Genomic DNA, 24,850 nt, shown 5'->3' with positions numbered 1-24,850 from the left:
TCAGGTCGGGTTCCTCAGGTCAGGTACCGGTACGTCGGCGACCCGGGTTCGAGCAACTCCACGTGGATGTCGGAGTCCGCCATCCGTGCCAGCAGGCCTTCGAGGTCGGTCGCTGCACTCAACTCGACACCGCACAGTGCCTCACCGGTCTCGCGGTTGTTGCGCTTGACGTACTCGAAAAGCGTGATGTCGTCGCCCGGTCCGAGAACCTCGTCCAGGAAACGGCGCAACGCCCCGGGTTCCTGCGGGAAGTCGACCAGGAAGTAGTGCTTGAGCCCCAGGTGCACCAGTGACCGCTCGACCACCTCGTTGTACCGCGACACGTCGTTGTTCCCGCCGGAGATCAGGCACACGACGGTGGAACCGCGTTCGATGTCCGCCTCCAGCAGCGCCGCGACCGACAACGCGCCGGCAGGCTCGGCGATGATTCCGTCGTTCTGATACAGGTCGAGCATCGTGGTGCACACCGCGCCTTCGTCGACCGTGGTGAGCGAGACCATGTCACCGGCCGCGGCCAACGCGGCATACGGCAGCGCCCCGGCCCGCGCCACTGCCGCACCGTCGACGAACTGGTCGACGTGATCGAGGGTGACGGGCTGGCCCGCGGCCAGCGCGGCGATCATCGAGGCCGCACCGGCCGGCTCGACACCGAGTACCGACGTGCCCGAGGCACGCTCGGCGAGGTAGGTGGTGATGCCGGAGATACAACCGCCGCCGCCGACGGGGACGATCACCAGGTCCGGCTCGTCGTCGAGTTGGTCGAGCAGCTCGGCAGCGATGGTGCCCTGCCCGGCCATCGTCCGCACGTCGTCGTACGGAGGTACGAGGGTCGCCCCGGTCCGGGCGACGTCGTCGAGCGCCGCGGCAGCGGCCAGATCGTAGGTCGACCCGACCGCGATGAGCTCGATGAACTCGCGGCCGTGGTACCTGATCCGGTCCCGCTTCTGCTTGGGCGTCTTGGCCGGCACGTACACGCGACCGTGGGTCCGCATCGACCGGCAGGCCATGGCGAAGCCCTGCGCATGGTTGCCCGCCGATGAGCACACCACGCCGGCGGCGAGCTCCTCGGGCGAGAGCTGCGCCATCAGGTTGAACGCCCCGCGCACCTTGTAGGAACGCACCGCTTGCAGGTCCTCACGCTTGAGGTAGACATTGGCTCCGGTCGCGTCCGAGAGCCGTTCGTTGTACTGCAACGGGCTGCGGGTGACCACGCCGGAAATTCGCTTGGCGGCCTCGTCGATGTCGGCCGCGGAAAGCGGCGCAGCCAGCGGGGAGACTCGGGAGCCCTTGCTCAGATCGGCAGTCACCGTTCAATGGTGCCACTGGCCAGGCATTTCTCTGCAGTTGGGTGGGAACACACGACCGGATCCCGGCAGCTGGACGGCTATCGCGAGGAAAGCAACAGCAGGTGGTTGAAGGGACTCCGAACTGGGAAAACAACCGTCATGCGGCACATGCAGCAGCGGGCGCGGCGGGTAGCGGCGCACACCGTTTCGGTAGGCGCGCTGGCGTTATCTGCCTGCGCGGCGGCCACCGGCATCCCTGCGGATGCCTACACGGCGCGGATTTTCATCAACGGCGAGCAGGTCCCGACCACGTTCTCGGTGCTCTGCACGCAGAGGTCCTGGCTGTGGACCATCGAAACTCAGCCGGAAACGCCCGGCTTCACGGCCATCATCCAGACCGGCGCCACCGTCGAGCCGAAAGTCATGCGCTTGACCGGGTTGGAAGGGTTCACCGGCGGCTCGGCCAATGTGACAGCGCCTGCCGACGCCAGCGTTGATGGCACCACATTCCATATCAGCGGCACGGCGCGTGGCTGGTTCGCGGACCGCCCCACCCGACCGGCCGAGGTCCAGTACCGGATGGAAGCCCGCTGTTGAGCAGTCTGGACCGATAAAGCGACACGCCACATCCAAGGTTTCGGCTAGCCGAAATCAATGTTGCGAGCTATCGTCAATACATGACCACCGCCGGGAACTTTCGCAGTGTCGCCTCCCGGGCCGATCACCAAGTGGACATCGCCGGGGTGCCCTGGCCGACCTACAAGCTGATCGCCCTGGCGGTCGGTGCGCTGGTACTGGTGATCGTCGGCGTGGCAACCATGAGCGCCGCCCCGGCGGTACTCTCCGCAGCCGCGGCGACCATCGTCGTGTGGCTGAGCCTCGGCCACGTTTCGCCGACTGATCAGTGACACTCCAGCAGCCGCCGCAAGGTCGCTAGATCCGCTGCCACCGCAGCCACGTCTGCTTCGAACTCCGAGTCCGTCACGCCGGGCCGCTGCCGGACGGTGAACACGACTTCGCACGACTCGGCGTCGACGCCGCCCGGCACCACCCGCATCGGGTTGTAGACGGCCTCACCCGAGGGCAACCGCACCACGCGGTCAAGCACTCCTAGCGTGTTGGGGCCGGCGAATTCGACGGTGACCTCACCCATCGGCGAATCGGCGACCCATCCGCGCGGGGTGAGTCGTAGCCCACCTTCAGCCAGCCCCGCCGCCCAGTTGGCCAGGTGCTGCGGATCTGCCGCGTAGGCGTACACCGCGTCCGCGGCAACCTCGATCCAGACGCTCACGTGCATGCTGCGCATGGCTCCCACCGTAGGCTGCGGTCAGCTCACTGCCCACCCCCTTTCACCCACACCACCGGTCGGCGGCGCGTGATCGTAAGGGCGGTAAACGTTTTCGCCCAATTGTTCAGTCCTTACCGGGTGTACCGTCGGGTTGTGGGTATTGCGACGACGGGCCTGACGCCGGTGGAGGAAACCGCGTTCCTGACCCTGTACGCCAGGGCGCTCGACAGCAGATGGGCGAACCCCATCCTCGGCGACACGATGGCCGACGAAACGGTGGCACGACTCGACTACGACTTCGCCGGACTCGGTGTACAGACCAGCGTGGTGTGCCAGTCGGCGTTGCGCGCCAAGATGCTCGACGATCGGGTCCGTGCGTTCGTCGTCGATCATCCCGATGCCGTCGTGGTCGACCTCGGCGGAGGTCTGGACAGCGGCGTCCATCGCGTCGCGCCGCCGGCCGCGGTCGACTGGTACAGCGTCGATCTACCCGGGATCAGCGAACTGCGAGATCGGGTGCTGCCCTCACTCCCCCAGGCGCACACTGTCTCTGCGTCGCTGGCCGACCCGGACTGGACGGACCCGATCCCGTCGGATCGCCCCACCATGCTGGTGGCCGACGGGTTGTTCGCGTTCCTCACCGAACCGGTGATCGCCGGTATCTTCCGGACCATCACGGAACACTTCGAATCCGGCGAGCTCGCATTCAATGACTACGGTCGCATCGGATGGATGAGTAAGGCGGCGCTGAAGTTCTTCCCCGCCAAGATGTTCAAAGACGTCGGAAGCCAATGGGGCTACGCGGGTTTCAAGGATGCACACCATCCCGAATGCTGGAACCCAAAGCTGCGTCTGATCGAGGAGTCCAGCCTGGCCTACCAGCCCGAAGTCGACCGCTTCCCCGGAATGCTGCGGATCGCCACGCGGGCCTCCGGCCTCAGCAAGGCCACTGCACGCAAGGCGCGCATTCTGCGCTACCGGTTCTGACGCAGCCACGCCATTCCGCGCGAGACAATCGACCCGAGCGGCTGTTGCCGCTCCTTCGTCAGGCCGGCAATTCGTGATGAATCCCGCACGTGCACAACTCGATTGACGGGCAGGTGCACCGCATCCCCCACTCGATGATGGCCCGCGCCCGCGCCAGCGACTTCAGTTGCTCGTCGATCTCGGCCAATTTGGTCTGCGCCAGTTCGCGAGCCAAGGGGCGGCCCGGGGTGTCGTCCTTGAGCAGCAGCGCGATCTCTGTCAGCGAGAAGCCCGCCATCTTGCACAACCTGATCACTTCCAGCCGCATCAGGACCGACTCCTGGTAGCGGCGCTGCCCGCCCACGCGATGCGGTGCAGGCAACAAGCCGACCTGCTCGTAGTAGCGCAGCGCGGTCTGGGCGATGCCCGACCGCTGCGTGACGTCTCCGATGGTCAGCATCGCGCCCATCTGCCCTCCTTCTGCGCTTGACTTAGAGTCAACTCTAAGTCGTTGACTGGCTACATGCCACACACCGACTCCACGTTGGAGACCCTGAGTCACTCCCGATACGCGCTGCTGCGCAGCTTTCGCCGCGACGGCACCGCAGCAGACACCCCGATCTGGTTCGTGCTCGACGGCCGAACGGCGTTGTTCCGCACCAAGATCGGCCCGAAGACCCGCAGAATCGCGGCGCGGCCCGACGTCGAACTGGTGATCTGCGATCACCGCGGCCGGATCACGGGCACCACCTGGCTGACCGGCCGGGCCACGGTCCTGCACGGTGAGGACGCCGAGGAGGCGAACCGGGCGCTGCACCGACGCTACGGCTGGCAGTGGAACATCATGCCGCTACTGAAGATCCCCGGAGTCACCAATGTGCACAGCAACCTTCCGCTGCTGCAAAAACTACGGCGCGCGCGGGACCGGGCACTGTGGCCCGACAGCGCGATCGTGAAGATCGACCTGGACGGTCAGCCCAGGCAACCCGGCCCGAGCAACGCCTTCAGGTCGCCCATCAGCGCCGAGGACGGCGTCACCCGCAGCGACTGATCCAGTTCCAGCGTGGTGATCCGTTCACCGCTGATCAGCCGCAGATGCACCTGAGACGTGCCGGGATGGTTGGCCAGCACCTGCTTGAGCGCACTGACCTTGTCGATGGTGCACTGCCGGGTCGGCAGGCTCACCGCCAGCGGCCGGTCGGCCTGGGCGCTGCTGAAGTCGGGTACCACCAGTTCGTGGGCGATCAGCGAGATCCGGTCATCCCGGGCAGCCACCTTCGCCTTGACCAGTACCACCACGTCGTCAGCGATCTCGTGACCGAACAGTGAGTAGGTCTGCGGGAAGAACAGCACCTCGATGCCACCGGTGAGATCTTCCAATTGGGCTGAGGCCCAAGGCAAGCCATTCTTGTTCACCCGACGGTTGACCGAGGCCAGGATGCCACCGACCACCACCTGCGCATCGTTGGCGACATCGCCGTCGAGAATCGCCGGAATCTGGGTGTCGACCTGGTTGGCCAGCAGGTGGGCAATCCCGTTGAGCGGATGGCCGGACACGTACAGCCCCAGCATCTCGCGTTCGAGCGCCAGCTTGTGCTTGTCCTCCCATTCTTCCTCGGGCACGCGGATGGTGAACACCGCGTCGGTGCCGCCGCCGTCGTCAGCACCGCCGAACAGGTCGAACTGGCCCATCGCCTCGGCCTTCTTGGTGCCGAGCACCGAGTCGACAGCGTCGGTGTGCACCAGGAACAGCCCCTTGCGGGGGTGGCCGAGCGAATCGAACGCACCCGCCTTCACCAATGATTCGGTGACCTTCTTGTTGCAGGCCGCGATATCGATCTTGTTGAGGTAGTCGGAGAAGTCGGCGTACTTGCCCTTCTCGGTACGGGTACTGATCAGCGACGCAACGACATTCGCGCCGACGTTGCGGATGGCCCCCAGACCGAACCGGATGTCATCGCCCACCGAGGCGAAGTTCTGCACCGACTCGTTGACGTCGGGCGGCAGGACCGTGATGCCGAGACGACGGCAGTCGGCCAGATAGACCGCGGCCTTGTCCTTGTCGTCACCGACCGAGGTGAGCAGACCGGCCATGTACTCGGCGGGATAGTTCGCCTTGAGGTAGGCCGTCCAGTACGACACCAGGCCGTAGCCGGCCGCGTGCGACTTGTTGAACGCATACCCGGCGAACGGAAGGATGGTGTCCCACAGGGCTTTCACCGCGGCTTCGGAGAACCCGTTGGCGGTCATGCCCTCCTTGAAGCCCTTGTACTCGGCCTCGAGCACTTCGAGCTTCTTCTTACCCATGGCCTTGCGGAGCGCATCGGCCTTACCCATGGTGTAGGAGGCGACCTTCTGCGCGATGAACATGATCTGCTCTTGGTAGACGATCAGGCCGTAGGTCTCGGCGAGGATCTCCTTGAGCGGCTCTTCGAGCTCAGGATGGATGGGCTTGATGGCCTGGCGACCGTTCTTACGGTCCGCGTAGTCGTTGTGGGCGTTCATGCCCATCGGGCCGGGGCGGTACAGCGCGAGCACCGCGACGATGTCGTTGAACCCGGTGGGCTGCATCCGGCGGAGCAGGTCACGCATGGCACTGCCGTCGAGCTGGAACACGCCAAGGGTGTCGCCGCGGCCGAGGAGTTCATAGGCGGCCGGGTCATCGAAAGGCAACGTGTCGAGGTCGAGGTCGATACCGCGGTTGGCTTTGATGTTCTCGATGCAGTCGCCGATGATCGTCAGGTTCCGCAGGCCCAGGAAGTCCATCTTCAGCAGGCCGATGGCCTCGCACGACGGATAGTCCCAGCCGGTGATGATGGCGCCGTCCTGCGGCCGTTTCCACAGCGGGATCGCGTCGACCAACGGCTCGGAACTCATGATCACCGCGCAGGCGTGCACGCCCGCGTTACGGACCAGGCCCTCCAGGCCGCGCGCCGTCTCGAAGATGGTCCGCACATCCGGATCGGTGTCGATCAGGGCGCGGACCTCGGCTGCTTCCTTGTACCGCTCATGGTTGGGATCGGTGATCCCCGACACCGGGATGTCCTTGGCCATGATCGGCGGCGGCAGCGCCTTGGTGATGCGGTCGGCGATCGCGAAACCAGGTTGGCCGTAATGCACGCGGGCCGAGTCCTTCAGCGCCGCTTTGGTTTTGATAGTGCCGAAGGTGATGACCTGCGCCACCCGGTCACTGCCCCACTTGTTGGCCGCGTACCGCAGCATCTCGCCGCGGCGGCGGTCGTCGAAGTCGATGTCGATATCAGGTGCGGAGGGCCGTTCCGGGTTGAGGAACCGCTCGAACAGCAGGCCGTGCGGGATGGGATCGATGTTGGTGATGCCCATCGCGTACGCCACGAGCGATCCCGCGGCCGAGCCACGGCCGGGCCCCACCCGGATACCGACCGAACGGGCGTAGTTGATCAGGTCGGCCACGATCAGGAAGTACGACGGGAAGCCCTTGTCGCAGATGACCTTGATCTCGTAGGCGGCACGGTCGGTGTACTCGGCGGGTACGGCGTCTCCACGGAACCGCCGGTTCAGCCCCTCCGTCACCTCGTGCGTCAGCCACGATGCCTGGTCGTGGCCGTCGGGCACCGGGAACACCGGCATGCGGTCGGTGGGCGCCCACACGTCGGCATAGGACTGCACCCGCTCGCCGATCAGGACCGTGGAATCACACGCGCCCGGAACCTGCGAATCCCACAGCGCCCGCATCTCTTCGGCCGATTTGAGGAAGTAGCCGTCGCCGTCGAACTTGAAACGGTTCGGGTCCGACAGGGTCTTGCCGGTCTGGATGCACAGCAGGGCCTCGTGGTTCTGCGAGGCCTCGCGCGTCACGTAGTGGCAGTCGTTGGTGGCCAGCGGCGGAATGTTGAGCTTCTGCCCGATCTCCAGCAGGCCCTCACGGACCCGGCGCTCGATGTCGAGGCCGTGGTCCATCAACTCCAGGAAGAAGTTGTCGGGGCCGAAGATCTCGCGCCATTTGGCAGCCGCCTCCAGCGCCTCCTGGCGGTGACCCAGCCGGAGCCGGGTCTGCACCTCACCGGACGGGCAACCGGTGGTCGCGATGATGCCTTCGGCATACTCGGCGATGATCTCGGCATCCATGCGCGACCATTTGCCGAGCTGACCTTCGAACGATGCCAGCGAGGACAGCTTGAAGAGGTTGCGTAGACCGGTGGCGTTCTCGGCGACCATGGTCATGTGGGTGTAGGCGCCGCTGCCCGAGACATCGTCACTCTTCTGGCTCGGGTCACCCCACTGAACCCGTTTGGTGTCGAACCGCGACGCCGGCGCGATGTAGGCCTCGATGCCGATGATCGGTTTGATGCCGGCCTTGGTTGCCGAGTTGTAGAACTCACTGGCGCCGAACATGTTGCCGTGGTCGGTCATACCGATCGCCGGCATGCCCAGCCGCTGAGCCTCGGCCAGCATCGGCGTGATCTTCGCAGCCCCGTCCAGCATCGAGTACTCGGTGTGGTTGTGCAGGTGTACGAAGGACCCCGAAGATGAACCGCTCATAGAGTGGCCAGTCTATTGCCGACCACCGACACCCTCCGGGCGTGTCGCCACGCGTGTCTGCGCCGAGGTGTCAGCGATCACGATCAGCGATCGACAGCAACCCGTTTCCGATCACCTGATGCAGTTGCTTGGCTATCGCCGGCACATCAACCGGCCGGCCCTGCCAACCACTGTAGGCACCCACTCCCCACATCATCGCGTACAGCAGTTCGACCAGGGTCGCCGGCTCGGTGTACGGGGACACCTCGCGGCGGGCGATCGCCTCGGTGACCACCTCGCCGAGGAACCCGCGGGTGGCCGCGACGGTGGCGGCGGGCAGGCCCGGGTGCCGGTAGGCCTCAAGCCGCGCATTGGCCAGGAACCCGACCACAGCGTGGTCCCGATGCCACACCGCCACCACCGCATCGATGTAGGCATGCAACCGATCCAACGTTCCTTCATGCTGTTTCGCCACGCGAATGCACGAAACGACGACATCGTGCGCCTGCTGGAGCAGCGCGCTGTAGAGCTCTTCGCGGCTGGCGAAGTAATAGTTGAGGGTCGGGCGGCTCAGACCACTGCGATTCGCGATCTCCTGGAATGTCGCCGCCGCGTAGCCGCGCTCGTTGATGACTTCATAGGCCGCGTGCAGGATGCGTTCACGGGTTTGCGCAGCGTCGGCGCCAACCGGCCTACCGGGCCGACGAGCGGCCCGAGGCCCGCTTCGCACAGTCATTCAGCAAACACTATGACATTGCCAGAATGAGGTCAAAAGATGCGTTCGCAAAGAGTCTCCCGGATGGGTCACGACCCCGGTCCGGTCTGGCCGGTCGATCGGAGCCCCATCAGCCGTCCGGCCAAGTAGGTCCGCACCGCATCGTCGGCGGTCAGTTCGATGGCACGGCGGTATGCCGCGGCCGCCTCGTCGACCCGTCCTGCCTCGGCGAGAAGATGCCCGTGCCTCGCACAGACACATCAGTGCGGCCAGGCCCAGAACCTCGGGCTCCTCGGGCAACAACTCGACGAGCACCATGGCCAGGCGCAGGGCCTCGGACGACAGCGATTCGACGGCCGTTGTCTGCGGGACGGACAGCCAGTCGATCGAGTAAGCGCCGTAGACCGCTTCGAGTACCTCGGGTAGCCGCGCATCGAGGTCGGCGCGCTCCGGCAGGGTGAACGGGATCCCGGTGTCCCGAATGCGCTTCTTGGCCCGCACCAGTCGTTGCGCCATGGTTGCCGGGGCAACCGCGAAGGCCGAGGCGATGGCGGCGGCCTCCACCCCCAGAACCGTCTGCAGCATCAACGGGGTGCGGATGTCGGCGGCGATGGCCGGATGGGCGCACACCAGCATGAGTTCGAGCCGGCAGTCGGGAATCACCGCCGCGGGGTCCGCCATCTCCCAGGCGACGTCGTGGTCCTCGGTCCATGGCCCGATCAGCCGATAGGCAGGCGATTTCCACATGTCCCGCAGTCGATTTCGCGCCACGGTCACCAACCACGCCTCGGGATTGGCCGGAACGCCGTCGCGTGGCCACCGCTGCAGGGCGCGTTCGAGCGCGTCGGCCAAGGCGTCCTCGGCCGCGGCGATGTCGCGGCTCTGGGCGGCAAGCAACGCAAGCAGTCGGCCGTAGGACCGGCCGACCACCTGCGCGAGGCGCGCCGAGGCCGGTGTGTTCAGGGGGCGTACCAGCCCCGGCCACTGCGATAGGTCACGGCGACGGGCCTGATCTCGATGGAACCCCACGCCGCGGCGGGGCATTTCGCCGCCCACGCCAATGCCGCATCGAGATCGGGCACGTCGATCACGAACACGCTGCCCAACCGCTCTCTGGTGTCGGCGAACGGGCCGTCCTGGATCTCGGCGGCACCGGTACGTGCGGTGTAGGTCGTGGAGGCTGACGCCGACTGGAGTACCTGTGTCCCGATGAGCACTCCGGCCGCGTCAAGATCGTCGGCATAGCGGGCGAATGCGGCCCGCGCCGGTTCCATGTCCTCGTCGCTCAGGCCCGCCTCCGGGCCCTCCTGATAATGCATGAGTAGGCAGTACTGCACGGTGTCGTCCCGGTTTCGGTTTTCAGCCTGTCACCGTGATGACGATTCCGATTGCACCTGATCGACAAAGTCGGCCGAAATCTCGGCCGGCTTTTTGCGCAGCGCCCCGACCGTCATGATCACCAACGCCACCCAGATCAGGGCGAACCCGATCCACCGGCCCAACGGCATCGGCTCGTGGCCGATGAACACCCCCCCAGGCCATCTGCAGCCCAGGGTTGAGATAGAACAACAGGCCCAGTGTCACCATCGGGAGGCGCTGTGCGGCCGCGGCGAACAACAGCAGCGGGACCGCGGTGACCGGCCCGGCGAGCAACAACAGCAGCGCGTGCCAGGTGCCGTGGTCGAGGAAGTTTCCCCGGCCCAGCACCTCGAGCGTGATCAGATAACCGGCCGCGAAGGGAAACGCTGCCAATGTCTCTGTGGCCACGCTCACTCTCGGGTCGGCCTGCACCACTTTCTTGATCAGGCCGTAAATGCCGAAGGACAGCGCGAGCACGACCGCGATGTATGGCGGCGCGCCCAGCTCCACGGTCAGGATCACCACTGCGACGAGTGCGAGCACCAAGGCGACCGCCTGCCATCGGCTGATCCGTTCGCGGAACACCAGCACGCCCAGCAGCACGCTCACCAGGGGATTGATGAAATAGCCGAGAGCCGCGTCCACGACGTGGCCGGTGGTCACGGCATAGATGTAGGTCCCCCAGTTGACGGAGATCAACGCGGCGGCAATCAGCAGCTCTAGCCAGGTCTTCAGCGTCAACCTGCGGAGGTCACCGAGCCGCCGGGCCACCGCGAGCACCAGCAGCAGGAACACTGCGCTCCACACGATGCGGTGGGCCAGCACCTCCGGCGCTCCCGCCGGGAGTAACAACAGGAAGAAGCCGGGGCACAAACCCCACCAGATGTAGGCACCCGCACCGTAGAGCACCCCGGCGCGGGTGGCGCCGGTCTGCTGCGCAGGTGCCTGCACACCCACCGCTAGTGGCGGCGCAGAACGTCGAGGGCGGCCTGCAGGTCAGCCGGATACGGACTGGTGATCTCGATGCGGCGGCCGTCGGCCGGATGGGCGAAGGCCAGCGACCGGGCATGCAGCCATTGACGTTCCAGCCCAAGCTTTTTCGCCAACGTCGGGTCGGCGCCGTAGGTCATGTCGCCGCAACACGGGTGGTGCAGCGCGGAGAAGTGCACGCGGATCTGATGTGTGCGGCCGGTCTCCAGGTGGACGTCCAGCAGGCTGGCGGCCTGGAACGCCTCCAGGGTGTCGTAGTGGGTGATGCTGTGACGTCCGCCCTCGACGACCGCGAACTTCCAGTCGTGACCACGATGCCGCCCGATGGGGGCATCGATGGTTCCGCTCGACGGATCGGGGTGTCCCTGCACCAGCGCGTGGTACCGCTTCTCCACGGTGCGTTGCTTGAACGCCCGCTTGAGCACGGTGTATGCCCGCTCCGACAACGCCACGACCATGACTCCGGAGGTGCCGACATCGAGTCGGTGCACGATGCCCTGGCGTTCGTGGATGCCCGAGGTGCTGATCCGGAACCCGGCGGCGGCCAGCCCGCCCAGGACCGTCGGGCCATGCCAACCCACGGTCGCATGCGCGGCCACACCCGGCGGCTTGTCCACGGCCACGATGTCGTCGTCCGAGTAGAGGATGCCCATGCCCTCGATGTCGACCGGGGTGTTCTCGACTGGTGGGGGCGCCTCAGGAAGCCGAACTTCCAGCCATGCCCCGGCGACGAGCTTGTCGGATTTGGCTGCCGGCGCGCCGTCGATATCGACACCGCCGTCCTCGGCCATCGCTGCCACCGCGGTACGCGACAGCCCCAGGAGCCGGGCCAGGCCGGCGTCGACCCGCATTCCCGCCAGGCCCTCGGGCACCGGCATCGACCGGGTGGTCACTATGACGTCTCGGCCTGGCGCCCGACCGCGCTCGACTCGTCTTCGGCCGCAGTCTCCGGATCGGCGTCATCAACCTTCTCGGACTGATCATCGTCGGCCGCTTTGTCGTCGCCCGCTTTGTCGTCGGCGTCGTCGTTCAGGCGCCGCCGCCCGACGGTATCGAAGTCGAATCCGAACAACGAGAGCGCCACCAACAGGATCGCGCCCCCGACCACCGCCGGATCGGCCACGTTGAACACCGGCCACCAGCCGACCGAGAAGAAGTCCACCACGTGCCCACGGAGCGGTCCAGGGGCACGGAAGAAGCGGTCGATCAGGTTTCCCGTCGCACCGCCCAGGATCATCCCGAGACCGATCGCCCACCACGGAGAGACCAGTCGGCGGCCCATCCAGACGATTCCGATCACCACTCCGGTCGCAATGAGCGTCAACACCCAGGTGTATCCGGTTGCCATCGAGAACGCCGCGCCGGAGTTTCGTACCAGCGTCCAGGTCACGGTGTCACCGATGATCGACACCGGCTGTCCGGGCGTCAGCAGGCGTACCGCGAGCACCTTGGTCACCACGTCGATGAACAGCACGACCGCGGCGACGGTGAGCAGCAGACGCAGCCGCCGCCGGGGCGGAGCAGCGGTTACAGGGGATGGTTTCGCATCCCCGGTTGCGTCGGTCACCGGCTCTACCGGGCCTGACGTTTCATCAGTCACTCCCCCATCATCCCAAACAGTCGAGCCGGGACAATTGCGGGACAATCTGGACCGTGACGGAGACCGTGACAGGAGCTGTGGCGCCGCGCCGCCGCGTCGTCGTGATCACCACCGGCGGCACCATCTCGACCAGCACCGACGACGCCGGAATCCGGCGTCCGACGCGTGCCGGGGCCGAGCTGACGGCCGGACTGGCGGTTGACGCGGACGTCGAGATCGTCGATGTGCTCTCGACCGACAGCGCCCTGCTGACACCTGCGGACTGGGACGTGATCCGAGCGGCGTCCGGCGCCGCAGCGGCCCGGGCCGAGGGCGTCGTCATCACGCACGGAACCGACAGCCTGGAGGAAACCGCGCTGTGGCTCGACCTCACCTACGGCGGAGCCGTGCCGGTGGTACTGACCGGGTCGCAGCGCAGCGCCGACGCGCCCGATGCCGACGGTCCCGCCAACCTGCGGCACGCCATCACCGTCGCGGCCAGTCCGCAGGCCCGAGACCTCGGGGTGGTCGTCAGCTTTGCCGGGACCGTGTGGCAACCGCTGGGTCTTCGTAAGCGTCACACCGACGAGTTGAACGCCTTCACCGGCGACGCGATCGGAACGGTCATCGATGGTCGTTTTGAAGCGGCCGCGACCAAACGCCGCACGTTTCTCGGCGAGTTGTCCGCAGCGACGGCACCGCGAGTCGACATCGTCGCCGCGTATCCGGGAGCAGACTCGACCGCCCTGGACGCCTGCGTCGACGCCGGGGCACGCGCGGTCGTGCTCCAGGCGATGGGCTCGGGCAATGCGGGAACTGCGCTGATCGACGCGGTGCGCCGGTACTGCCGCGCCGGTGTCGTGATCGCGGTGTCGACCCGGGTTCCCGACGGCCCGGTGGTCGCGCAGTACGGACCCGGCCGGCAGTTGGTCGACGCCGGCGCCACGATGGTCCCTTGCCTGCGCCCGGCGCAGGCGCGGGTTCTGTTGATGGCCGCACTGGCTGCCGGGCGACCCGTAACGGAGGTCGTCGACGCCTGGGGTTGACGACCTGTGCTGAAATAGCGAACGTGCGTTTCCACATTGTGGCGGCAGCTGCCGTCGGCCTATCGATGTTCGGCCCGCTTCCGACCGCGCAGGCTTGGCCGTGGCCGCCGCCACCTGGGATCGAGGACATCGACGGCTACCCGATCGCCGAGGGCAACTACACCTCGCCCACCGATTTCTACGGGCTGTACTTCCAGACCCCAGACGGTCGGTACTGCGGAATCCTTCCCAACCGCGGTCCGGTCGGGTGCGACGCGGTGCCCGCGGATGCGCCCGAGGGCATGAACCAGACCTTCGTCGAGGCCGGAGCACCGGCGTCCTACCGCTATTCGGGGAGCAAGCTGTTCACCCGGGATGTAGACGTGCTGCCCGCGGGCTATCGACTGGAGAACTGGGAGGCCGCCTGCGCTGTCACCCACGAGGGCACACTGATCTGCAAAACGTCCGGCCGGCACGGCTTTTCGCTCGATGCCGCTTCCGGCGTGCTCTGGTAGTCGGCCACGGGGGTTGACGGCGTCGGTTCAATGGAACCTATGCGCCATCACCTCATGGCAATTGCGGCGATCGGCCTGCTCACGCTGACACCGGCCCCGACCGCGGCAGCGGAGCCACCACCCGGCGCCGACGACATCGACAGCTATCCCAAAGCAGAGGGGCATTACAGCTCACCCACCGACTTCTACGGCGTCTTCTTCCGGACCCCGGACGGCCGGCATTGCGGAATCGGACCCAACGGCGGACCGGTCGGTTGCGACGCAGTGCCGATCGATGCACCGGCGGGCAGCAACCAGATCTTCGTCAACAGTGGCGGGCCCGCCTCCTACCGTCACTCCGACACGGCCTCGTTCACGCGCGATGTCGACGTGCTGCCCGAGGGGCATCGGTTGGAGAACTGGGGCGCGAGTTGTGGGGTCGGCTATCAGGGCACGGTGACGTGCAAGACGTATGGCGAGCACGGCTTCATCCTGAATGCCACCTACGGCGTGCTCTGGTAGTCGGCCAGGCCGCTGAGATAGTCGCCCCAGTCCAGGCTGTCGACCGGATCGGCCCGGCTGAAACCGGGAGTGTCGTCGGGAAACGTGCGGGCCGGCCCGGGACCGCTGGCCCTGGTTTCGAAGCGCACGGTCATCACGCCGTGACCGGCCCCCTGGACCCAGCCGTGACCGTGGTCGGGGTGCGCGACGTCGTCGCCGATGCGCCAGCCGGTCGGGCTGCTCTGCGCAGCCTCGGTGGCCTCATGCTGGTGCGAGTCGGAGATGTCGTCGAGCTGCTCGAGGTCCGGAAACAGGGATTCCTGCCTGCTGTCCGACAGCCCCGAAAAACCCACGCCGACAAGGCGAATCGGACCGATCTCCACCGGGTCGAGCAGCAGCCGGCGGGCGGTGCCGATCAGGGTGGCGGCCTCGGTCGTGGCATAGGCCAGCGTGGCCGAGCGAGTCAGCGTGCTCATGTCCGACTTCTTCAACTTGACCGTCACGGTCCGGGCACCACGACCGTCTTTCTCCAGGCGACGGTGCGCATGTTCGCCGATCGGTGCGATCGCGTCCTGCAACTGACGAAGAGTGGTGAGATCCTCCGGAAAAGTCGATTCCGCGCTGATCTGCTTGGCCTCGGCGCGCTCGGCTACCGGGCGGTCGTCGATCCCGCGGGCCAGCCGATGCAGCGCGGCGCCCACCGCCGTGCCGAGCACACTGGCGGCTTCGGCATCCGACAACGCGGCCAATGCGCCCACCGTCTCGATACCGAGTCGGTGCAGCTTCTCCTCGGCCACCGGGCCGATCCCCCACAACTTGCGTACCGGCAGGCCGTCGAGCAACAGCGCTTCCTCGTCGCGGCGGACGATCCGGATCCCATCGGGCTTGGCCAGCCCGGATGCGATTTTGGCGATCTGTTTTCCCGAGCCGGCTCCGACGGAGGCCACCAGCCCGGTCTGCTCGAGGACCTTGGCCCGCAACTGCTGACAGAACTGTTCGACGTCGGCGGCGGTGGCGCCGACCAGTTCCACCGGTTCGCCGAAGGCCTCGTCGAAGGACAGCTGCTCGAGCACCGGGACGACGCTGCGCACGGTGTCGAGTGCGCGTCGGCTCGCCAATCCGTAGACCGCGCCACGGGGCGGCAGCACCACGGCGGGTGCACCGACGAGCCGGCGGGCCTGGTGCATCGGCATCGCCGACCGTGCGCCGTAGCGGCGCGCCTCGTAGCTGGCCCCCGCCACCACACCGCGCCCGCCGAGGCCGCCGACCAGCACAGGTCTGCCGCGCAGGGTGGGACGCGTCAGTTGTTCGACGGATGCGAAGAACGCATCCATGTCGAGGTGCAGAACCCAGCGTCCGCCCGCGCCCGTGACCTCGGCGCCGTTCATAGTTGCTGATGCTATGGCGCTAGCCTGACTTTCATGACGCCGGATGACGTGCCGATCAGGGACGAGTCGATTCGCCTGGGACAGTTCCTCAAGCTGGCCTCCCTGATCGACAGTGGCGCCGACGCGAAGTCCGTCATCGCCGACGGCCTCGTCAGCGTCAACGGCGAGGTCGAACTGCGCCGCGGCCGCCAACTACGACCGGGCGACACCGTCGCGTTCGCCGGCCGCAGTGCGCGCGTGGCCGGCGGCTGAACCCACCGCCTCACGCTTTTGCGATCGCGACCCGCACTCCGTCCCCGATCTCTGTGCCCTCCAGCACCGTGTCCGTGCCCCTAAATTCGAAACCGGTGGCCAGGATTTCTCCGGCGATGAGATCACGATGGGCCCGCGCCCATGGCTCGTACTGCGCCGGCACCGACATCTGCACGACGATCCGGTCGGACACCTCAAGGCCGGTGGACTTGCGCAGTTCCTGCAGTTCGCGGATGCGGTCCTTGGCCCAGCCCTCGGCCTCAAGCTCCTCGGTGACTGTGCCGTCGAGCACCACCAGGCCCGCACCGTCGGGCAGAGCCGCGGTCCATTCCGGGTCGGCGGCAACCAGTTTGGCGGCGTATTCCTCGGGCTGCAGCACCACCGGCCCCGCGGTCAGGGTGCCGTCGGGATTGACCACGCCCTCCCCTGCCTTGACGGCCTTGATCGCGGCCTGCACGTCCTTACCGATCCGGGGACCCGCGACGCGGGCGTTGACGGCGAGGTCGAACTTGCCGTAGGCGTCGATGTCGTCGGTCAGCTCGACCGCCTTGACGTTGAGCTCGTCGGCAATGAGATCCGCGAACGGGGCGAGGGCAGTTGGGTTTTCGACCGCGACAGTCAGTTTCGGCAACGGCAGCCGCACCCGCAGCTTCTTGGCCTTGCGCAGCGACGAGCCCACCGAACACACCTCGCGGACCTGATCCATCGCGGCCACCAACTCAGCGTCGTGCGGCACCACATCGGCTTCGGGCCAGTCGGTCAGATGTACCGAACGCTCACCGGTCACGCCCCGCCAGATCACCTCGGTGGCCAACGGCAACAGCGGAGCCGCGAGTCTGCACGTCACTTCCAGGACGGTGTGCAGGGTGTCGATCGCGTCGGCATCCTCTTCCCAGAAACGCGAACGTGACCGACGCACATACCAGTTGGTGAGTGCCTCGGTGAACTGCCGCAGTTCGTCGCACGCCCCGGAGATGTCACAGGTGTCCAGTGAAGTGGTCAGATCGTCACGCAACTGCGCCAACTTGGCCAGGATGTAGCGATCGAGCACGTTGGCCGAGTCCGTGCGCCAGGTGCCCTTCTTCGGCGCGTACAACGCCAGGAAGCTGTAGGCGTTCCACAACGGCAGCAGCACCTGACGGACACCTTCACGAATGCCCTGTTCGGTGACGATCAGGTTGCCGCCGCGCAGGATCGGCGAAGCCATCAGGAACCAGCGCATGGCGTCGGACCCATCGCGGTCGAAGACCTCGCTGACATCGGGGTAGTTGCGCAGCGACTTGCTCATCTTCGCACCGTCGTTGCCCAGCACGATCCCGTGCGCCACACAGGTTTTGAAAGCCGGCTTGTCGAACAGCGCGGTGGCCAGCACATGCATGGTGTAGAACCAGCCGCGGGTCTGGCCGATGTACTCGACGATGAAATCGCCCGGGAAATGCGCGTCCTCGCCGCTGCCCCCGGTCTCATTGTCGGCACCGCCGACGCCGTCGAACCATTCCGCGTTCTCGAACGGGTAGTGCACCTGCGCGTACGGCATCGAACCCGAGTCGAACCACACATCGAACACGTCCTCGATGCGGCGCATCGTGGACTTGCCGGTCGGATCGTCGGGGTTGGGCCGGGTCAGTTCATCGATGAACGGTCGGTGCAGATCCGTCGGCCGCACACCGAAATCGCGTTCGAGCTCGTCGAGGCTGCCGTAGACATCGATCCGCGGATAGGCCGGGTCATCGGACTTCCACACCGGAATCGGGCTGCCCCAGTACCGGTTTCGAGACACCGACCAGTCGCGCGCATTGGAGAGCCACTTTCCGAACTGTCCATCCTTGACGTGTTCGGGGTACCAGGTGATCTGCTGGTTGAGCTCGACCATCCGGTCCCGGAAGTCGGTGACCTTGATGAACCACGACGAGACCGCGCGGTAGATCAACGGGTTGCGGCACCGCCAGCAGTGCGGGTAGGAGTGCTCGTAGGTTTCGTGCCGCAGCAGCACCGCGCCGTTGGCGGCAGCAGGCCCGTCACCGTTCTTGAGGTCGCGGATGATCTGCGAGTTGGCGTCGAAGACATGCTGACCCGCGTAATCGGGCACGGTCGCGTCGAAACGGCCCTTCGAGTCCACCGGGGTGACCGCGACGATGTCGGCGGTGTCGGCGGTGGCCTTGTCGTCCTCACCGTAGGCAGGCGCCATGTGCACGATGCCCGTGCCGTCCTCGGTGCTGACGAAATCGGCGGCCAGCACCTGGAACGAATTGGGTGCGTCCATGAAGTAGGGGAACGGCGGCAGGTAGTGCGTCCCGAGCAGGTCGCGCCCGGTGTAGCTGCCGAGGACTTCAGGCTCTTCCCCGAGTTCGCGCGCGTAGGCTGCGAGCCGCGCTTGGGCCAACACGTACCGCCGCCCGTCGGTGCCCTTCACCAGGACGTAGTCGATGTCGGGGTTGACGGCGACAGCCTGGTTGGACGGCAGCGTCCAGGGCGTCGTCGTCCAGATCAACAGGTGGGCGCCCTTCAGCGGGCCCTCGGTCACCGTGAAGCCGACCGTCACTGCCGGATCCTGGCGGCTCTGGTAGACGTCGTCATCCATCCGAAGCTCATGGTTGGACAGCGGGGTCTCGTCGTTCCAGCAGTACGGCAGCACCCGGTTGCCCTCATAGGCCAGGCCCTTGTCCCACAGCTGCTTGAACGCCCAGATCACCGACTCCATGAAGGTCGGGTCGAGGGTTTTGTAGTCGTTGTCGAAGTCCACCCAGCGGGCCTGCCGCGTGACATAGGCGCGCCACTCGTCGGTGTATTTCAGGACCGAGGCTCGGCAGGCCGCGTTGAACTTCTCGATGCCCATCTCTTCGATCTGGGCCTTGTCCGCGATGCCCAGCTGGCGCTGCACCTCAAGTTCGGCGGGTAGGCCGTGCGTATCCCACCCGAACCGGCGTTCCACCTTGTAGCCACGCATGGTTCGGTATCGCGGCACGATGTCCTTGACGTAGCCGGTCAGCAGGTGGCCGTAATGCGGCAGACCGTTGGCGAACGGCGGTCCGTCGTAGAAGACGTACTCCTCGGCATCCGCACGGCGCGCGATACTGGCCCGGAAAGTGTCGTCGCCGGCCCAATAGTCGAGCACCTCGAGTTCCCGCTCCGGGAAGTTGGGTGCCGCCGGCTTGGGATATCCGGCCGACGTTGAAGACTCCGATTGGGCAGTCACTGACGCGTCTCCTGTGCCTATGACGTGGCCGTCGGGCCGCGTCGCCGGCCCCTCATTGAGGAGCCTGTGTGTCCTAGGCACGGGGACGACGTCGCGCGGGTGCGCAAGCGCCGCGGTACCACCCCGCTTGCGCGCTGTCACGCAGCGCGCCGCTCAACTTTCAGGCGATCACGGGCCCACCCGTCCGGTTCTACTGAGCCGCGGATCCCGCAACTGTTCTTCCGAAGGCTCCCCGGTGATGGCCGGATCAGCGCCGATGCGCCCAGTCTAGTGAGCACCGCAAATCATCGAGAAATCACACCTAACCGGAGGTGACCTCGATCAGTGCCAGCGGGAACTGCTCGGCCAATTCCTGCACCGTGCACTCGTCGAACCCGCGGCTGTCGAACCGCCAGTCCAGGCTCATCGTGGCCGCACTGTCACGCCGGATGTGCAACGACAGCGGATGTTCGCACTGACCGGCCCGGGGCCCCTCGCCGTAGGCGAAGGCGATGTCCGCCGGTGGGTGGTCCCCGTTGTCGACGACGGGCCGCGCCGCCGCGAGCAATTCGTGCCCAGACAGGCCACGATGCGACATGCAGGGCACCCCGACGCGGCGGTATCCGGCGCGCTCGGGACCAGTGACGACGTCGACGACCAGCACACCTTCACCGATGGTGCGGGCGACCGTCCGGCCCAGCGCAGCCAGCAGCAGCTCCTCGGCGGTGCAACCCATCGCGAGCTGGGCTTCGTGCACCTCCGCGGACAACACCTCGTCCAGCGAACTGGACACCGACGCCAGATCTGCGACAACGGGAGGCCCCACGGTGCCGTAGTCGGCGATCCACGAGCTCGCGCCGTATGCATGGGGCAGGACGGAAACAGACATAGGTGTAACGGTAGCCAGAGAGTCCCAAAAATGGGAGATCTGTGCCAAAACTCTGACATCGTTGTCAATTACGTCATTGCTGGCTTCCCTGCGGTTCGCTGTGACCAACTCCGGGCCCGGGGTCTATTGTGTTCTGATGCCGCGAACCGACGAGAACGGCAGGCAGCTCAAGGCCCTGCTCGACTATCTGCTGGACGGCGAGGTCGACGCCAAGGCCGTGTACAGCGCGCTGGGCGTATCCAGCAGCACGTACTACCGGCGTGTGAAAGAAGCCGACTACCCCAACGCCGAGGAATTGCGGCAGGTGGCCGACCGCTTCCATCTCAGCTACCCCGACCTGCAGATCCGGTTCGGGCTGATGAGCCGCCAGGAAGTCTGGCACTACATGGAGTCGTCGCCGGTGACGGTGGCACCGACGGATACCGCCACCCGCGTGCGCCCGACCGTCCACCGCTCCAAGAGACTGTCCCAATTGACCCCGAGATCCGACGCACCCCCGCTGTGAGCAACCCGCACGTCAGCTGAACCGCAACACCGTCCGAGGCAGATCGTTATGTCCGTCGCCACACTCATCCTGATCACACTGGCCTGCATCCTGTGGAGCCTGTGGATCAGGAGGGTCACCTGGTCGTGTCGGTGGGAGGTGGCCGCCACCCTCAACATCGCGCTCCAGGGCCTGGCCGTGCTCCTGATGTCGCCCTGGGCCTCGGCGACCATCGGACAGGTCCTCTACGAGCTGACGGGCAAGTGGAATGTCGAGGACTACATCGGGCACGACTGCTACATCGTCGCGGCGTCGGCCATCGTGTACAACTCCCTGGGCCGGCTCCAGGACGACAGCGCCATGCAACGCTCGTTCAAGCAGTACGTCGAGCGCCCGGCAACGATCTGTATCCCGGTCCTGCTGGCCACGTTCTCGATGGGCAACGGCGCCGCGGTGTACCGAGCCGACTTCTTCCAGGTACCGACCGACTTCTGGCTCAGCGTGTACTGGATCATCCTCTGCGGCACCTTGATCTACCTGCTGGGGTACGGTGCCCGCGCCATGCTGATCCTCCGCAAGGATCCGCGGTCCCGGCGGATCGCCAACATCTATCTGTTCGCCTCGATCAGCGGCGTGCTCGCGTGCGCGACACGGATCGTCACTTCGCTTGTTCCGGCGCTGCAACCCATCGAGAACGGCCGACTGGTCTGGATTTTCGCCTGCGGCTGCGGCGCGATCTTCGCACTCGCGTCCGCGCATTCCTGGCGGATCAAGACGCGGTGGCTGTCCCCGAGCAATCGGTGATCGGTGAGGTCGAGGCGCACATCAATTCACTGTCCCCACGGCACCGCCCGCTGCCGTCCCGCTCGCCCGTAGGATCGTAAAGTGCCGTCGCCGACAGAATCTACGAGCACGGCCGAACACTCCTCGCTGTTCGTCCGGCTCGGCTCACTGATAGTGCGATGGCCGTGGCTCGTCATCGGAATCTGGCTGGCCATCACGGCTGCCCTCCCACTGACGTTCCCGTCGCTGACGCTGATGGTGCAGCAACGGCCCGTCGCGATCCTGCCGTCACACGCACCCGTCACCCTCGCCACCCGTGAGATGACCGAGGCGTTCCACGAATCCGGCTCGGAAAACGTGCTGTTGGTCGTCCTGAGCAACGACAAGGGCCTGGGCCCGGCCGACGAAGCGACCTACCGCACGCTGGTCGACAACCTGCGCAAGAACGACGCCGACGTCGTGATGCTGCAGGACTTCATCAGTACCCCTCCCCTGCGCGAGTTCATGGCCAGCAAGGACGGCAAGGCCTGGATCCTGCCCGTGGGCATCGCGGGCAACGTCGGTTCGCCGCAGTCGTACGCGTCGTATACCCGGGTCGCCGCCATCGTCAAGGACAGCGTGCACGACGCCTCGCTCACCGCGAGCCTCACCGGCCCGGCCGCCACCGTCGCCGATCTCACCGACATCGGCGAACACGACACGACCGCCATCGAGATCGCCACGATCGGGATGGTCCTGGTGATCCTGCTGTTGATCTACCGGAATCCGGTCACGATGCTGCTGCCCCTGCTCACCATCGGGGCCTCCCTGGTGACAGCGCAATCAGTGGTCGCCGGCCTGGCCTCGCTCGGGATGGGGATCTCGAACCAGACCGTCGTGTTCCTGACCGCCATGATGGCAGGCGCCGGGACCGACTACGCGGTGTTCCTCATCAGCCGATATCACGACTATCTGCGCGACGGACTGGAGTCCGATCGCGCCGTCGAACAAGCACTCGGCTCGATCGGCAAAGTCATTGCCGCGTCCGCCGCGACGGTGGCCGTCACCTTCCTCGGGATGACGTTCGCCCAACTCGGCGTGTTCTCCACGGTGGGCACCGCGCTCGCCGTCGCCATCGGCATCGCGCTGTTGGCCGCGTTGACACTGTTGCCTGCCGTGATGGTGCTCGTCGGACGGCACGGTTGGATCGCCCCGCGCCGTGACCTCACGAGCCGACTCTGGCGACGGTCCGGCATCCGCATCGTGCGCCGACCGTGGTCCCATCTGGCCGCCAGCCTGGTCGTCCTCGCGGCACTGGCCAGTTGCGCATCCCTCGTCCAGTACAACTACGACGACCGCAAGGCGCTGCCGGCGCACGCCGAGAGCTCGATGGGGTATGCGGCCCTGGAAGACCACTTCCCGATCAGCTCGGCCATTCCGCAGTATCTGATCATCCAGTCTCCGAACGAGTTGCGTACGCCGCAGGCACTGGCCGACCTGGAACAGATGGCCCAGCGGGTGAGCCAACTTCCCGGGATCGCCGTCGTGCGCGGGATCACCCGTCCCACGGGAGAATCGCTGCAGCAGGCACGACTGAGCTATCAGGCCGGCGAGGTCGGGACCAAGCTCAATGACGCGTCAACCCAGATCAACGGGCGCGCAAGCGATCTCAACCGGCTGACCGACGGCGCCGATTCCCTGGCGACCAGCCTTCTCGACGTGCGCACACAGGTCACCCGCGGCGTGGCCGGAGCGCGTGGCCTGGTCGATGCCCTGGCGGCAATGCAGAAGCAGGTCGGTGGCAATACGACACTTCAGCAGGTCGACAGCGCGGCAAAGCTTGTCAGCAGTATGCGGGCACTCGGAGACTCACTCGGTTCGAACTTCTCCGATCTGACCAACGGAATGCCGTGGATCGATCCGGTCCTGCGGGGACTGGACACCAGCCCCGTCTGTCTGACCGACCCAGCCTGCCTTGAGGCCCGCGGAGCCCTGCGCCGTCTGGCCGCGGCCCGCACCGATGGAACCTTCGATCAGATCGCTGCCCTGGCCCGGGATCTACGGGCAACAGATCCGATGCAGTCCCTCGATGACACGGTCAAGAAGCTCAGCACCACCATCGACACCGCGAGCAAGGCCATGCAATCCATGGGTCTGGCCAACCCGGCCCAGGCACGTTCGCAGCTCAGCACCCTGCAGACCGGTGCCGACACCCTCGCCGACGCCAGCCGACAGATCGCCGACGGGGTCTCGCAACTGGTCACGGAGACCAAGCGGATGGGATCGGGGCTCGACGAGGCGTCGGCATTCCTGCTCAACATGAAGACCGACGCGGCCAGTCCCCCGATGGCCGGGTTCTACGTGCCCGCCCAGATCCTCACCCAGGACGACTTCCGCAAGGCCGCAGCGACGTTCATCTCTCCCGACGGTCATACCGCGCGTTACCTGATCCAGACCGACATCAACCCGTTCGGCACCGAGGCGATGAACCTGGTCAATGCGATCGGTGACACCGCACGTGGCGCCCTGCCCAACACCGCGCTCGAAGGGTCCTCGGTGTCGATCGCCGGATATCCGGCGATGCTCCGCGACACCCGCGACTTCTACAACCACGACATCCGGCTCATCCTCGCGCTCACGATCGCTGTCGTGCTGCTGATCCTGGTGGTCCTGTTGCGAGCCTTGGTCGCGCCGATCTACCTGATCGCCTCGGTGGTGATCTCCTACCTGTCGGCTCTGGGCATCGGGGTCGTGATGTTCCAGTATGTCCTCGGCCAACAGTTGCACTGGAGCGTTCCCGCGCTGACCTTCATCGTGCTGGTCGCCGTCGGAGCCGATTACAACCTGCTGCTGATCTCCCGAATACGCGATGAGTCGCCACATGGCGTGCGGTCGGGTGTGATCCGTACCGTCGGATCCACCGGCGGCGTGATCACGGCAGCCGGGCTGATCTTCGCCGCATCGATGTTCGGGCTGTTGTTCGCCAGTATCTCCACCGTCGTGCAGGCCGGATTCGTTGTGGGCGTGGGGATTCTGCTGGACACGTTCCTGGTGCGCACCTTGACCGTGCCCGCCATCGCGACGCTGATCGGCACGGCGAACTGGTGGCCGTCGGACTTCGTCACCCGGCAGGTCGAGCGGGTGCGCAGTCGGCTGCGGGTGGGGGTCAAGCAGGAAGCCGAGCCCGGCAACTGAGC

22 protein-coding genes and 2 pseudogenes are annotated in these 24,850 nt (G+C 66.3%); 11 read left to right on the top strand and 13 right to left on the bottom strand.

Translation table 11 applies throughout. The annotated features are described in order from the left end of the window. Positions 1 to 14: 14 nt before the first annotated feature. The gene (gene ilvA / locus AC4ELS_RS08110; protein WP_448447721.1) at positions 15 to 1,307 is read right to left on the bottom strand and encodes a threonine ammonia-lyase IlvA; all 1,293 of its coding nucleotides are present in this window, start codon (positions 1,305 to 1,307) and stop codon (positions 15 to 17) included. A 138-nt stretch (positions 1,308 to 1,445) separates the two neighbouring features. Between ilvA and AC4ELS_RS08105 the strand changes: the two genes are divergently transcribed. Next, positions 1,446 to 1,883 carry a lipoprotein LpqH gene (locus tag AC4ELS_RS08105; protein ID WP_064883485.1) on the top strand — a complete coding sequence of 146 codons (438 nt, stop codon included), beginning with the start codon at positions 1,446 to 1,448 and terminating at the stop codon, positions 1,881 to 1,883. A gap of 80 nt (positions 1,884 to 1,963) precedes the next feature. Beyond that, a complete protein-coding gene (locus AC4ELS_RS08100) occupies positions 1,964 to 2,194 on the top strand; it encodes a hypothetical protein (protein WP_463806790.1) in 231 nt (76 codons plus the stop codon). Here AC4ELS_RS08100 and AC4ELS_RS08095 read toward each other — a convergent pair. Further along, positions 2,188 to 2,592: an SRPBCC family protein gene (locus AC4ELS_RS08095; protein ID WP_499046675.1), complete on the bottom strand. Its 405-nt coding sequence runs from the start codon at positions 2,590 to 2,592 to the stop codon at positions 2,188 to 2,190. The genes AC4ELS_RS08100 and AC4ELS_RS08095 overlap by 7 nt on opposite strands. Positions 2,593 to 2,727: 135 nt before the next feature. Between AC4ELS_RS08095 and AC4ELS_RS08090 the strand changes: the two genes are divergently transcribed. Further along, complete coding sequence (locus AC4ELS_RS08090) at positions 2,728 to 3,561, top strand: class I SAM-dependent methyltransferase (protein WP_498883233.1); 834 nt, start codon at positions 2,728 to 2,730, stop codon at positions 3,559 to 3,561. A gap of 58 nt (positions 3,562 to 3,619) precedes the next feature. On the opposite strand, the gene AC4ELS_RS08085 is transcribed toward AC4ELS_RS08090, so the two are convergent. Further along, positions 3,620 to 4,000, bottom strand: a complete 381-nt coding sequence (locus AC4ELS_RS08085) for a MerR family transcriptional regulator (protein ID WP_499046720.1) — start codon at positions 3,998 to 4,000, stop codon at positions 3,620 to 3,622. A gap of 63 nt (positions 4,001 to 4,063) precedes the next feature. Here AC4ELS_RS08085 and AC4ELS_RS08080 point away from each other — a divergent pair. Beyond that, positions 4,064 to 4,507 (top strand): annotated as a pseudogene (locus AC4ELS_RS08080) (PPOX class F420-dependent oxidoreductase); the annotation flags it as partial. 5 nt (positions 4,508 to 4,512) lie between these two features. On the opposite strand, the gene dnaE reads toward AC4ELS_RS08080, so the two are convergent. The 7 genes and pseudogenes from dnaE to lspA form a co-directional block, all read right to left on the bottom strand. Then, on the bottom strand, positions 4,513 to 8,061 hold the full coding sequence (gene dnaE / locus AC4ELS_RS08075) for a DNA polymerase III subunit alpha (protein WP_064883496.1): 3,549 nt from the start codon (positions 8,059 to 8,061) through the stop codon (positions 4,513 to 4,515). A 70-nt stretch (positions 8,062 to 8,131) separates the two neighbouring features. Next, entirely contained in the window at positions 8,132 to 8,776 is a 645-nt protein-coding gene (locus AC4ELS_RS08070) for a TetR/AcrR family transcriptional regulator (RefSeq protein WP_448447727.1), read from the bottom strand. Continuing rightward, positions 8,777 to 9,685 (bottom strand): DUF6596 domain-containing protein, encoded by a 909-nt coding sequence (locus tag AC4ELS_RS08065; protein WP_448447729.1) that lies wholly within the window; start codon positions 9,683 to 9,685, stop codon positions 8,777 to 8,779. It abuts the gene before it with no gap. 29 nt (positions 9,686 to 9,714) lie between these two features. Then, positions 9,715 to 10,092 carry a YciI family protein gene (locus tag AC4ELS_RS08060; protein ID WP_499046671.1) on the bottom strand — a complete coding sequence of 126 codons (378 nt, stop codon included), beginning with the start codon at positions 10,090 to 10,092 and terminating at the stop codon, positions 9,715 to 9,717. A 30-nt stretch (positions 10,093 to 10,122) separates the two neighbouring features. Continuing rightward, a pseudogene (gene rarD, locus AC4ELS_RS08055) lies at positions 10,123 to 11,023 on the bottom strand (EamA family transporter RarD). A 50-nt stretch (positions 11,024 to 11,073) separates the two neighbouring features. Then, a complete protein-coding gene (locus AC4ELS_RS08050; protein WP_499046669.1) occupies positions 11,074 to 11,997 on the bottom strand; it encodes an RluA family pseudouridine synthase in 924 nt (307 codons plus the stop codon). After that, positions 11,997 to 12,704, bottom strand: coding sequence for a signal peptidase II (gene lspA, locus AC4ELS_RS08045; protein WP_064958620.1), 708 nt, complete (start codon positions 12,702 to 12,704; stop codon positions 11,997 to 11,999). The genes AC4ELS_RS08050 and lspA overlap by 1 nt, the downstream gene beginning before the upstream one ends. Positions 12,705 to 12,781: 77 nt before the next feature. Here lspA and AC4ELS_RS08040 point away from each other — a divergent pair, with 77 nt between their 5' ends. From AC4ELS_RS08040 to AC4ELS_RS08030, 3 genes are all read left to right on the top strand, one after another. Continuing rightward, the gene (locus tag AC4ELS_RS08040; RefSeq protein ID WP_448447804.1) at positions 12,782 to 13,729 is read left to right on the top strand and encodes an asparaginase; all 948 of its coding nucleotides are present in this window, start codon (positions 12,782 to 12,784) and stop codon (positions 13,727 to 13,729) included. Between the two features lie 65 nt (positions 13,730 to 13,794). Then, on the top strand, positions 13,795 to 14,223 hold the full coding sequence (locus tag AC4ELS_RS08035) for a hypothetical protein (protein ID WP_064958784.1): 429 nt from the start codon (positions 13,795 to 13,797) through the stop codon (positions 14,221 to 14,223). A 39-nt stretch (positions 14,224 to 14,262) separates the two neighbouring features. After that, entirely contained in the window at positions 14,263 to 14,724 is a 462-nt protein-coding gene (locus AC4ELS_RS08030) for a hypothetical protein (protein ID WP_064883510.1), read from the top strand. Here AC4ELS_RS08030 and AC4ELS_RS08025 read toward each other — a convergent pair. Continuing rightward, positions 14,706 to 16,091: a DNA polymerase IV gene (locus AC4ELS_RS08025; RefSeq protein WP_064883512.1), complete on the bottom strand. Its 1,386-nt coding sequence runs from the start codon at positions 16,089 to 16,091 to the stop codon at positions 14,706 to 14,708. The genes AC4ELS_RS08030 and AC4ELS_RS08025 overlap by 19 nt on opposite strands. A 33-nt stretch (positions 16,092 to 16,124) precedes the next feature. Here AC4ELS_RS08025 and AC4ELS_RS08020 point away from each other — a divergent pair, with 33 nt between their 5' ends. After that, entirely contained in the window at positions 16,125 to 16,343 is a 219-nt protein-coding gene (locus AC4ELS_RS08020; protein ID WP_055113809.1) for an RNA-binding S4 domain-containing protein, read from the top strand. A gap of 10 nt (positions 16,344 to 16,353) precedes the next feature. Here the strand turns inward: AC4ELS_RS08020 and ileS are convergent, their stop codons facing one another. Together ileS and AC4ELS_RS08010 are read right to left on the bottom strand one after the other, a co-directional pair. Beyond that, a complete protein-coding gene (gene ileS / locus AC4ELS_RS08015) occupies positions 16,354 to 19,539 on the bottom strand; it encodes an isoleucine--tRNA ligase (RefSeq protein ID WP_499046666.1) in 3,186 nt (1,061 codons plus the stop codon). Between the two features lie 301 nt (positions 19,540 to 19,840). Beyond that, complete coding sequence (locus AC4ELS_RS08010) at positions 19,841 to 20,407, bottom strand: hypothetical protein (protein ID WP_498883228.1); 567 nt, start codon at positions 20,405 to 20,407, stop codon at positions 19,841 to 19,843. 136 nt (positions 20,408 to 20,543) lie between these two features. Here AC4ELS_RS08010 and AC4ELS_RS08005 point away from each other — a divergent pair, with 136 nt between their 5' ends. From AC4ELS_RS08005 to AC4ELS_RS07995, 3 genes are all read left to right on the top strand, one after another. Then, a complete protein-coding gene (locus tag AC4ELS_RS08005; protein WP_064883587.1) occupies positions 20,544 to 20,912 on the top strand; it encodes a hypothetical protein in 369 nt (122 codons plus the stop codon). 48 nt (positions 20,913 to 20,960) lie between these two features. Next, positions 20,961 to 21,695, top strand: coding sequence for a hypothetical protein (locus AC4ELS_RS08000; RefSeq protein ID WP_064958615.1), 735 nt, complete (start codon positions 20,961 to 20,963; stop codon positions 21,693 to 21,695). A 126-nt stretch (positions 21,696 to 21,821) separates the two neighbouring features. Then, positions 21,822 to 24,848, top strand: a complete 3,027-nt coding sequence (locus AC4ELS_RS07995; RefSeq protein ID WP_082963468.1) for an MMPL/RND family transporter — start codon at positions 21,822 to 21,824, stop codon at positions 24,846 to 24,848. Positions 24,849 to 24,850 lie beyond the last annotated feature (2 nt).

This window comes from Mycobacterium shunyiense (genome assembly GCF_058270035.1).
This window is presented reverse-complemented; position numbering and strand designations above follow the sequence as displayed.